This window comes from Paraburkholderia sp. Ac-20342 (assembly GCF_017104985.1).
Lineage (GTDB): Bacteria > Pseudomonadota > Gammaproteobacteria > Burkholderiales > Burkholderiaceae > Paraburkholderia.
Genome location: NZ_JAAGPQ010000094.1, coordinates 19,587 through 30,272, shown reverse-complemented (window position 1 = coordinate 30,272; position 10,686 = coordinate 19,587). Strand labels below are relative to the sequence as shown.

Genomic DNA, 10,686 nt, shown 5'->3' with positions numbered 1-10,686 from the left:
TCGGCCGCCCCCGCTGCCGCCGCGGCGTCGGCACCCGCTGCCCCGGCCGCAAGCGCACCGGCGTCCGCCGACGCCTCGGCAGCCGCAGCCGCGCCGGCTGCGCCGACCGCGCCGTTCTCGGTCGATTCGTCGAAGATCAATTCCGGCGACACCGCCTGGATGCTGACCTCGACCGCGCTCGTGCTGTTCATGACGATCCCCGGTCTCGCGCTGTTCTACGGCGGCATGGTCCGCAAGAAGAACGTGCTTGCGACGCTGATGCAAAGCTTCGCGATCACCTGTCTCGTGACGATCATCTGGACCGTGGTGGGCTACAGCCTCGCGTTCACGCCGGGCGGCTCGTTCATCGGCGGCTTCTCGCGCGTGTTCATGGCCGGCATGACCTACATCAAGGGCGACAAGGCCACGACGCTGACCGTGAGCCACCTCGCGCCGACGATTCCCGAGACGGTCTACTTCGTCTATCAGATGACCTTCGCGATCATCACGCCGGCGCTGATTACCGGCGCGTTCGCCGACCGCATGAAGTTCTCGGCGATGCTCGTGTTCATGTCGTTGTGGTCGATCATCGTCTACGCGCCGATCGCGCACATGGTGTGGGAGCCGACCGGCTGGCTCGCCAGCGCGGGCATCCTCGACTTCGCGGGGGGCACGGTGGTGCACATCAATGCCGGTATCGCGGGCCTCGTTTGCTGTCTGGTGCTCGGCAAGCGCGTCGGCTACGGCCGCGAAGCGATGGCGCCGCACAACCTCACGCTCACGCTGATCGGTGCCGCGATGCTGTGGGTCGGCTGGTTCGGCTTCAACGCGGGTTCGGCTGTCGCGGCGGACGGCCGTGCCGGCTTCGCGATGTTCGCGACGCAAGTGGCGACGGCGGCCGCCGCGCTCGCGTGGATGTTCGCCGAATGGGCGGCCAAGGGTAAGCCGTCGGTGCTCGGCATCGTGTCGGGCGCGGTCGCGGGTCTGGTCGCGATTACGCCGGCTTCGGGCTTCGTCGGCACGCTCGGCGCGCTCGTGATCGGCATCGTTGCCGGCGTGGTCTGCTTCTGGTCGGCGACGTGGCTCAAGCACAAGCTCGGTTACGACGATTCGCTCGACGCGTTCGGCGTGCACGGCATCGGCGGTATCGTCGGTGCGCTGCTGACCGGCGTATTCGCGGTCAAGGACATCGGCGGCGCGGACGGCAGCGTGATCCTGCAGGCGAAGGGCGTACTGACGACGCTGATCTACAGCGGCGTGGTGAGCTTCATCCTGCTGAAGGTGATCGACATGGTGATGGGCATCCGCGTGACCGAAGAGCAGGAGCGCGAGGGCCTCGACGTGAGCCTGCACGGCGAACACGTCGAATAACGCCGCTGCTCGCAGTGCCTTCGCGCGAGCCCGCGCTTGCGGGCTCGTCGGAGCATGGAGCGCGGTGACGGATCAGGCATCCAGCACGGCGATTTTGCCCGCCTTCATGGCGGGCTTTTTTTTTGCCGGATTTCCGGCGGAATGGTTGAGGGTCTTGCGCGAATGAGCGCGCCGAAGGAACCGTCTCGAAGACGACGGAAATAGCTCCGGCGGAAAACAGCAGGGAAGCCGCCTGACAACGTCCGCAAAGTGGCTGGCGGATCGGTGGGAGATAATGACGAGCCGGCCGGCTATCGCTGAAAAAACCAGATGAAACAGCCGGATGAAAAAGCCGCTTGAAAAAATCCCGATGAAAAAACGCGGTGAAAAACTGCGGCAAAAAAACACTGCGGCAAATCCGCGGATAGGCGCGTCTGGAAACGGCCATTTACCGGGCCTATTATCGTGATAGGGAGAATACATTCGAGTTTGCTTGCGAATGGAGAAACCGTCCCCAAATAGACAAAGTATTTGCTCTACAATCTTTTTTCTCCAGTTTGCGAGTGATCAATGGTTCCGCACCTAGTTACGGCGTTAAACGGCCCGCTGCTCGACCTCGAGCGGAAGATCCTCGACGCCACGCCCGCTATCGAACGCTGGTTCCGGCTCGAATGGCAGGAGCACACGCCGCCGTTCTACTGTTCCGTCGATCTGCGTAACGCGGGCTTCAAGCTCGCGCCGGTCGACACCAATCTGTTCCCCGGCGCATTCAACAATCTGCCGCAGGAAGTGCTGCCGCTCGCGGTGCAGGCCGCAATGGCCTCGATCGAAAAGATCTGCCCGGACGCGAAGAACCTGCTCGTGATTCCCGAGCGCCACACGCGCAACGCGTTCTACCTCGAAAACGTCGCCCGGCTCGCGTCGATCATGCGCCAGGCCGGGTTGAACGTGCGCTTCGGCACGCTCGACGAAACCATCAACGGCCCGGTCACGATCGCCTTGTCGGACGGGCAGAAGCTCGTGCTCGAACCGCTCGAGCGTTCGCCGCGGCGCCTCGGCCTGAAGAACTTCGACCCGTGCTCGATCCTGCTCAACAACGACCTGTCGGGCGGCATTCCGCCCGTGCTCGAAAATCTGCACGAGCAGTATCTGCTGCCGCCGCTGCATGCGGGCTGGGCGGTGCGCCGCAAGTCGACGCATTTCTCCTGCTACGACGACGTCGCGAAGAAGTTCGCGAAGATGGTCGAGATCGATCCGTGGATGATCAACCCGTACTTCGCGCGCGTCGAAGGCGTCGATTTCCAGGAGCGCACCGGCGAGGAAGCGCTGGCCGATGCGATCGACGGCGTGCTCAAGAAGGTCGCCCGCAAGTACCGCGAGTACGGCATCTCCGAGAAGCCGTACGTCGTCATCAAGTCCGATGCGGGCACTTACGGCATGGGCGTGATGACCGTGCACGACGCCTCGGAAGTGGCCGCGCTCACGAAGCGCGAACGCGTGCGCATGGCAGCCACCAAAGACGGCCTCGAAGTGCATGACGTGATCGTGCAGGAAGGCGTGTACACGTTCGAGCGCATCGGCGAGGAAGTGGCCGAGCCGGTCGTCTACATGATCGACCGCTACGTGGTGGGCGGCTTCTATCGCGTGCACGGCAGCCGCGAGCGCGATCAGAACCTGAACGCGCCCGGCATGCACTTCGTGCCGCTCGGCTTCGAGCATACGGCGCTGCCCGACGCGCACGCGAAGCCCGGCGCGGCGCCGCCGAACCGCTTCTACATGTACGGCGTGGTCGCGCGGCTCGGGCTGCTCGCCGCATCGGTCGAACTCGAAAAGACCGATCCGGAAGCGATCCAGGTCTGAGCCACCTCGCGCGGCGGGATGGCGGCATGCGTGCCGCCATTGCCGTCTTCAAAGACTATATTGACGAACACTGTCACGCCACTCAGGGCGCACCGGGACTTTCATGGACATTCTTTTCATCGCCGATCCGCTGGGCCAGTTCAAGATCTACAAGGACACGACCTACGCAATGATGGCCGAGGCGGCGCGCCGTGGTCACACGGTGTACGCCTGCGAGCCGAAGCATCTGGCGTGGACGGGCGGTGACGTCGAGGCGAACGTGGAGCGTATTGCGATCGTCGGCGACACCGCCGATCTGCATCGCGACGTCTGGTTCGCCGCCGACCCCGCCGCGCCGCGCGCGCTGAAAAGCTTCGCCGCGGTCGTGATGCGCAAGGACCCGCCGTTCGACATGGAGTACGTGACGTCGACGTGGCTGCTCGAAATCGCCGAGCGTAACGGTGCGCGCATCTTCAACAAGCCGCAGGCGATCCGCGATCATTCGGAAAAGCTCGCGATCGGCGAATTCGCGCAGTTCGTCGCGCCCACGCTCGTCACGCGCGACGCCGCGCGTCTGCGCGCGTTCCACGAGCAGCACGGCGACGTGATCCTGAAGCCGCTCGACGGCATGGGCGGCATGGGCGTGTTCCGCGTGAAGGCGGACGGCATGAACCTCGGCTCGATCATCGAAATGCTGAGCCACGACGGCGCGCGCTCGGTGATGGCGCAAAAGTTCATCCCCGAGATCAAGGACGGCGACAAGCGCATCCTGCTGATCGGCGGCGCAGCGGTGCCATATTCGCTCGCGCGCATTCCTCAGGGCAATGAGGTGCGCGGCAATCTCGCGGCGGGCGGCCTCGGCGTCGCGCGGCCGTTGACCGAACACGATCGCACGATTGCCGATACGCTCGCGCCCGTGCTGGCGTCGCGCGGTTTGCTGCTGGTCGGGCTCGACGCGATCGGCGACTGGCTCACCGAAGTCAACGTCACGAGCCCGACGTGTTTCCGCGAGATCATGGACCAGACCGGCTTTGACGTGGCTGGGATGTTCGTCGACGCGCTGGAGCGCGCGGCGGGCTGATGCCACGGCCTTGAATGCCGGGCCGGGCCCCCAACCTGTGTAGCGAATCCGCGTCAGGTCCGGCATTGGGCGTTGCGTCGGGCGCGCCTTGCGCTTTGGCGCGAAAATGAGCCTGTTACAATGCCCGCTCGCCCGCGCAAGGCATTCGGTAGCCACCGGCAAGATCGCCGGCCGTAACCGGTGCCGCCCGCGCGGATTGCGGACAACCAACGGGCAGGGTTCCCGCAGGCGCCCACCTCATGCGAGGCGCCGCGAACCGCTCGCCTGACGAGGCGTTCCCGCCCTTGCGACCCACGGCCGGTCAAGGGCGCTGACGAACCGGGCTGTGTCCCGGTCCATGGTTCGGGGCCGTTTTTTTGCAGTAAGGCTGACATGGCAGGCATTCTGATCATTGCGCACGCTCCCTTCGCCACCGCGTTGCGCGATTGCATTTCCCACATCTACGGCGGTTTGCCGGCGCGCATCGGCGTGATCGACGTGTCGCCCGATTGCGATCCCGCGCAAGTGGTGGCGTTTGCGAATGCGGAAATCGCGCGTCTGAAGGAAGAGAACGGCGCGCTCGTGCTCACCGACATGTTCGGCGCGACACCGGCCAATATCGCGGGCCGGCTTGCCACGGTGCCGGACGTGCGCGTATTGTGCGGCGTCAATCTGCCGATGCTCGTGCGCTCGGTCTGCTATCGCGCGATGCCGCTCGACACGCTCGTCGACAAGGCGCTCGCCGGCGCGACCAAGGGCATTCAGGCGATCGGGCCCGCTATGCCGGAAGCCTCCACGGCACCGGCCGCGCCGTGCGATTGCCCGCAGGCCTTGCCGGCGACCGTCGCGCCCGGCGACTGCATTCCCGCGTTGCCCGCCGACGCCGATCTGGCGCAGAAGGCGGGTTCGGCCGGCTTGTAGAGCTTGTAGACATAGGCGAAGCGTCGGCGGCGGGGCGTGTCGCCGGCGGCTTCAAACGCATTGCAACGGGTTTGCCGTTTCAACTTTTACCATCCCATTTACGCGCGCTTCGGACCATCACATGCTGCAACAGGAAACGACTATCGTGAACAAGCTGGGGCTGCACGCGCGTGCGTCGGCCAAGTTGACGCAACTCGCGGGCAACTATCAGGCGGAAATCTGGATGAGCCGCAACGGCCGCCGCATCAACGCGAAGAGCATCATGGGCGTGATGATGCTGGCAGCGGGTATCGGCAGCACGGTGCTGATCGAAACCGAAGGCTCCGACGAGCAGGAGGCGATGGACGCTCTGCTGAAACTGATCGCCGATAAATTCGGCGAGGGCCAATAATCCGGCGTATTCAGCGATCGGCTGATACGACAGCGCCGCGGCTCGTCCGCGGCGTTTTTTTTGCCGCCGGTATTTCAACGGGTAACAACGGCGGGAGGCGTATCGGCGGCACGTGTACGGTTAATCACGCGACAAGGGTGCGTAAGGCGAGACGGATTTGCGGCGCGCGAGGCGTCGTCCACTATGTGCAGCCATACGGGCACACCCATCCTGCGCCGCCCGCGATGCCGACAATTCGTGCTGCGCCGCACACACCTTCGACATACTTCGCTAGGGCGCGGAATTTATAATGCCCAGTACAGTCTGAGAGCATTGCAGCGGTTTGCCGCGGCATCACACAACTAGAGGAGGTGCGCGTGTCGTTCACGCTGCATGGAATTCCCGTGTCACGCGGTATCGCCATCGGGCGGGCCTATCTGATCGCCCCGGCTGCACTCGACGTAGACCACTATCTGATCGAACCTGCCCAGATCGAAGGGGAGGTCGAGCGCTTTCGCGCGGCCCAGCAACGCGTTCATGAGGAACTGGATACGCTGCGTGCCGATCTCGCCGCCGACGCGCCCAGCGAAATGGGCGCCTTCATCAACGTTCACACGATGATCCTGAACGACGCCATGCTCGTTCAGGAAACCATCGACCTGATCCGTACGCGCCGCTACAACGTGGAGTGGGCGCTGACCGAACAACTCGAGCGCCTGTCGCGCCATTTCGACGATATCGAAGACGAGTACCTGCGCGAGCGCAAGGCCGACATCGAGCAGGTGGTCGAGCGCGTGCTCAAGGCGCTCGCGGGTGCGTCCGGTCTCGATGGCGTGCACGGTGCATGCGACGAGATGATCGTGGTCGCGCACGACATCGCGCCGGCCGACATGATGCAGTTCAAGACGCAGACGTTCCAGGGCTTCGTCACCGATCTCGGCGGGCGCACCTCGCATACCGCGATCGTCGCGCGCAGCCTCGGCATTCCGGCCGCGGTCGGCGTGCAGCATGCGAGCGCGCTGATTCGCCAGGACGACCTGATCATCGTCGACGGCGATCATGGCATCGTGATCGTCGATCCCGCACCGATCGTGCTCGAAGAGTATTCGTACCGTCAAAGCGAAAAGGAACTGGAGCAGCGCAAGCTGCAGCGTCTCAAGTTTTCGCCGACGCAAACGTTATGCGGCACGCGCATCGAACTGTGCGCGAACATCGAGCTGCCTGAAGATGCGCGCGCGGCCGTCGAATCCGGCGCGACCGGCGTGGGGCTGTTCCGCACCGAGTTCCTGTTCATGAATCACAAGGACCGGATGCCCGAAGAAGAGGAGCAGTTCTGCGCGTATCGCCGTGCGGTCGAGTTGATGAATGGCCTGCCGGTCACGATCCGCACGATCGACGTCGGTGCCGACAAGCCGCTCGATTCGATGGGCGGCGGCGATGGCTACGAAACCGCGGCGAATCCGGCGCTCGGGCTTCGCGCGATTCGCTGGAGCCTGTCCGAGCCGCAGATGTTTCTCACGCAGTTGCGCGCGATCCTGCGCGCGTCGGCGTTCGGCAAGGTGAAGATTCTGATTCCGATGCTCGCGCATGCGCAGGAAATCGACCAGACGCTCGATCTGATCCGCGAAGCCAAGCGTCAGCTCGACGACGCGGGCATCGGCTACGATCCGAACGTGCAGGTCGGCGCGATGATCGAGATTCCAGCTGCCGCGATTGCGTTGCCGCTGTTTCTGAAGCGACTCGATTTCCTGTCGATCGGCACCAACGATCTGATCCAGTACACGCTCGCGATCGATCGCGCGGACAACGCCGTCGCGCATCTGTACGACCCGCTGCATCCTGCGGTGCTGCATCTGATCGCGTTCACGCTGCGCGAGGCGAAGCGCGCGGGCGTGCCGGTCTCGGTGTGCGGCGAGATGGCTGGCGATCCGGCGTTGACGCGGCTGTTGCTCGGCATGGGACTCACCGAGTTTTCGATGCATCCGAGCCAGTTGCTCGAGGTCAAGCAGGAAGTGCTGCGCTCGCATCTGAAGACGTTGGAGAAGCCGGTGGCCGACGTGCTGGCATCGTTCGAGCCGGAAGAGGTGCAGGCGGCGCTCAAGCGGGTCGCGCTGGCTTGAGTTCGTGAGGTTTCGTCGACGCCTCTTTCAATAAAAAAACGCAGCCTGAGTGCTGCGTTTTTTTATTCGGCGCCCGTTAGCGCGAGCGGGTATCGAGGTATCCGTGCAGAGGTATCGGTGCAGCGATGCATCAAGCCCCATGAGCTTGCCCGCACACCGGGCAATCGGGCTGACGGCCGATGCGCATCGTGTTCCATTCCATCCGCAGCGAATCGAGCATCGTCAGGCGGCCGACGAGCGGCGTGCCGATCGCACCGATCACCTTGAGCGCTTCGGCGGCCTGCATCGAACCGATGATGCCGACCGTCGGCGCGAACACGCCCATCGTCGAACACGCGACTTCTTCGAACGGCTGGTCTTCGGGAAAGATGCACGCGTAGCAGGGCGATGCTTCGTCGCGGAAATCGAACGTGCTGATCTGGCCATCGAAACGCAGCGCCGCGCCCGACACGAGCGGCACGCGATGCTTGACGCACGCGCGGTTGATGGCGTGACGCGTCGCGAAGTTGTCGGTGCAATCGAGCACGACGCTCGCGTGCGGCACCTCGCGATCGAGCCATGCATCGTCGACGCGCTCGGCCACTGCATTGACTACGACCTCGGGGTTGATCTGCGCGAGCATGTCGCGCCCGGACTCCACCTTCTTGCGCCCCACCGACGCGCTGACGTGCAGGATCTGCCGCTGCAGATTCGTGAGGTCGACCGTGTCGGCATCGACGAGCGTGAGGCGGCCGACACCCGCGGCCGCGAGATAGAGCGCCGCCGGCGAACCGAGACCGCCTGCGCCGACGACGATCGCGTGGGCGTCGATAAAACGCTGCTGCGCTTCGATGCCGATTTCGTCGACGAGAATATGGCGGGAATAGCGAAGGAGTTGATCGTCATTCATGGCGGGAGCGCGTGAGTGTGTCGCTGTGTCGCGCGAGGAAAGGCGGACTGGTGGTCCGCGGCGCGCATTCGTGGCTGTTATTTTAATCGCGCGGGGGAGAGCGGTTTGCCGTGGCTCAGCTTGCCGTAACCCAAGGGCTGGCGCATCGCCGGTTGAGCGACGCCTTTTGCGAAGGCTTCGCGGTGTGGCTTCACAGTGTGTCTTCGCAGCACGAGGCGCTGCGAAGACACATGCGGACGGCTTACTTGCCTTGCGTGGCCGGCGCCGATGCAGGCGCGGGAGCCGAGGCAGGAGCCTGAACCGGAGCCGGTCCCGAGGCACCCGGCACGGGCTGGGTCGGCTTCACCGCGACCGGCGCCGAAGCCGACGTAGCCGGCTTGTTCTGCGCGAGACGGCGCTCCATCAGCGACTTCGATTCCTGAACCGGCTTGCCTTCGAGCTTGTTGAGCCCCTGTTGCAGCATGAAGTCGTCAGCCGAGCCGAATTCGACCGGCTTGCGGTCGCGATCCTTCTGGCGCTGTTCCGGCGTCTTCTTGTCGTTCTGCTCTTCGAGCAGACGCAGCTGTTCCATGCGCTCCTGCTCGCGCTGCTCCGCTTCCTTCTTCTCGTTCGGGTCCTGCGTGTTCGCAAGGTGATTCGAGTAGTCGACTTCGCGGGTCACGAGCGCGTCGTCCGGATCGCCGTCTGCGTACTGGTCGACCGGAATGTCGGGGCGAATGCCCTTGTTCTGGATCGAGCGGCCGCTCGGCGTGTAGTAGTACGCGGTGGTCAGGCGCAGCGCGGTGTCGGCCGTCATGGGCCGCACGGTTTGCACCGAACCCTTGCCGAACGTGGTCTTGCCGACGATCAGCGCGCGGTGCTGATCCTGCAGCGCACCCGCGACGATTTCCGAGGCCGACGCCGAGTAGGCGTTGGTCAGCACGATCATCGGCACGGTCTTGAAGATGGCCGGCACGTCCTTGAGCGGATCGCTGTCGAACGATTGCAGACGGTAGTTATCGTAGGTGTCGCGATAGATCTGCTTCGAATCCGGAATCTGGCCGTTGGTGGACACCACCACCGAGTTCGGCGGCAGGAACGCGCCGGCCACGCCGACCGCGCTTTGCAGCAGACCGCCGCCGTTATTGCGCAGATCGAGAACGAGGCCCTTCAGGTTCGGCTCCTGGCGCGCGAGGTCCTGCAGCTTGGCGGCGAGGTCGGGCGTGGTGCGTTCCTGGAAGCTCGTGATGCGCACGTAGGCGAAGCCCGGCGCAACGATCTTGCCCTTCACCGACTGCACCTTGATGATCGCGCGCGTGACCGTGAGCGGGAACGTGCGGTCGTCGGTCTTGCGGAAGATCGTGAGCGTGACCTTGGTGCCCGGATCGCCGCGCATCTGCTTGACCGCCTGATCGAGCGTCATGCCGCGCACGGGCTTGTCGTTGATGCGCGTGATCAGGTCGCCCGGACGGATGCCGGCGCGGAACGCGGGCGTGTCTTCGATGGGCGAAATCACCTTGATCAGGCCGTCTTCCGACGAAATTTCGATGCCGAGGCCCGCGAAGCGGCCCTTGGTCTGTTCCTGCAGCTCTTCGTAATCGGTCTTGTCGAGGTACGACGAGTGCGGGTCGAGGCTCGACACCATGCCCTTGATCGCGGCGGTGAGGAGCTTCTTGTCGTCGACCGGTTCGACGTATTCGTGCTTGATCTGCCCGAACACTTCAGCGAAGAGCCTGAGCTGGTCTAACGGCAGCGGGGCAACCACGGCGCTGGCGGGTTGCTCGGCCGAGGCGGAGAACTGCAGGGTGGCAAAGACACCGGTAGCAAGGCCCGCGGCAATCAGGCCGATATTTTTCAGGTTCTTTCGCATAGAGTCTGTTGCGGGTCGGAAGCGCGTGGCAGCGTCGATAAAGATTGGACGGACAAGTATAACTGCACACCCGCCTGCTCAGGGCGTGGCGCAGATAATCGTGCTTCGACAGTACAGGACGGCCCGGGTTCGTGAGATCCGGAGCGCGCAGGGTGAATGCTTCGCCGGTGCATTCGACGGCCGGCTGCCCATACTGCCGCAAGCCACCCTCAAAGACCACCGGCGCGTCCGCCCAGGAAGCCGCTCAACCGGGTGGATAAAGGAAACCGCCTGGCGAAGCCGCCCCGCACGGCCGGCGACTCCGGCTAC

General features: G+C 64.3%; 9 protein-coding genes. 6 read left to right on the top strand and 3 right to left on the bottom strand.

Going from position 1 to position 10,686, the window contains the following annotated elements; all coding sequences use genetic code 11:
- Window positions 1–1,350: ammonium transporter (locus G3N58_RS28080; protein WP_241017258.1), on the top strand; the 1,350-nt coding region annotated here is incomplete at its 5' end.
- A 72-nt stretch (window positions 1,351–1,422) separates the two neighbouring features.
- Here the strand turns inward: G3N58_RS28080 and G3N58_RS28075 are convergent.
- Window positions 1,423–1,812 carry a hypothetical protein gene (locus G3N58_RS28075; RefSeq protein ID WP_206000823.1) on the bottom strand — a complete coding sequence of 130 codons (390 nt, stop codon included), beginning with the start codon at window positions 1,810–1,812 and terminating at the stop codon, window positions 1,423–1,425.
- An 87-nt stretch (window positions 1,813–1,899) separates the two neighbouring features.
- Between G3N58_RS28075 and gshA the strand changes: the two genes are divergently transcribed.
- From gshA to ptsP, 5 genes are all read left to right on the top strand, one after another.
- Window positions 1,900–3,189: a glutamate--cysteine ligase gene (gene gshA / locus G3N58_RS28070; protein WP_167048446.1), complete on the top strand. Its 1,290-nt coding sequence runs from the start codon at window positions 1,900–1,902 to the stop codon at window positions 3,187–3,189.
- 103 nt (window positions 3,190–3,292) lie between these two features.
- The gene (gene gshB / locus G3N58_RS28065; protein WP_205990800.1) at window positions 3,293–4,249 is read left to right on the top strand and encodes a glutathione synthase; all 957 of its coding nucleotides are present in this window, start codon (window positions 3,293–3,295) and stop codon (window positions 4,247–4,249) included.
- A 372-nt stretch (window positions 4,250–4,621) separates the two neighbouring features.
- Window positions 4,622–5,149: a PTS mannose transporter subunit IIA gene (locus G3N58_RS28060; protein WP_167048442.1), complete on the top strand. Its 528-nt coding sequence runs from the start codon at window positions 4,622–4,624 to the stop codon at window positions 5,147–5,149.
- Between the two features lie 121 nt (window positions 5,150–5,270).
- Window positions 5,271–5,540, top strand: coding sequence for an HPr family phosphocarrier protein (locus G3N58_RS28055; RefSeq protein WP_167048441.1), 270 nt, complete (start codon window positions 5,271–5,273; stop codon window positions 5,538–5,540).
- A gap of 356 nt (window positions 5,541–5,896) precedes the next feature.
- Window positions 5,897–7,639, top strand: coding sequence for a phosphoenolpyruvate--protein phosphotransferase (ptsP, locus tag G3N58_RS28050; protein ID WP_167048439.1), 1,743 nt, complete (start codon window positions 5,897–5,899; stop codon window positions 7,637–7,639).
- 130 nt (window positions 7,640–7,769) lie between these two features.
- Here ptsP and moeB read toward each other — a convergent pair whose 3' ends face one another.
- Window positions 7,770–8,528 carry a molybdopterin-synthase adenylyltransferase MoeB gene (gene moeB, locus G3N58_RS28045; protein WP_206000822.1) on the bottom strand — a complete coding sequence of 253 codons (759 nt, stop codon included), beginning with the start codon at window positions 8,526–8,528 and terminating at the stop codon, window positions 7,770–7,772.
- Window positions 8,529–8,769: 241 nt separating this feature from the next.
- Window positions 8,770–10,377 (bottom strand): S41 family peptidase, encoded by a 1,608-nt coding sequence (locus tag G3N58_RS28040; RefSeq protein WP_167048435.1) that lies wholly within the window; start codon window positions 10,375–10,377, stop codon window positions 8,770–8,772.
- Between the last annotated feature and the right edge of the window lie 309 nt (window positions 10,378–10,686).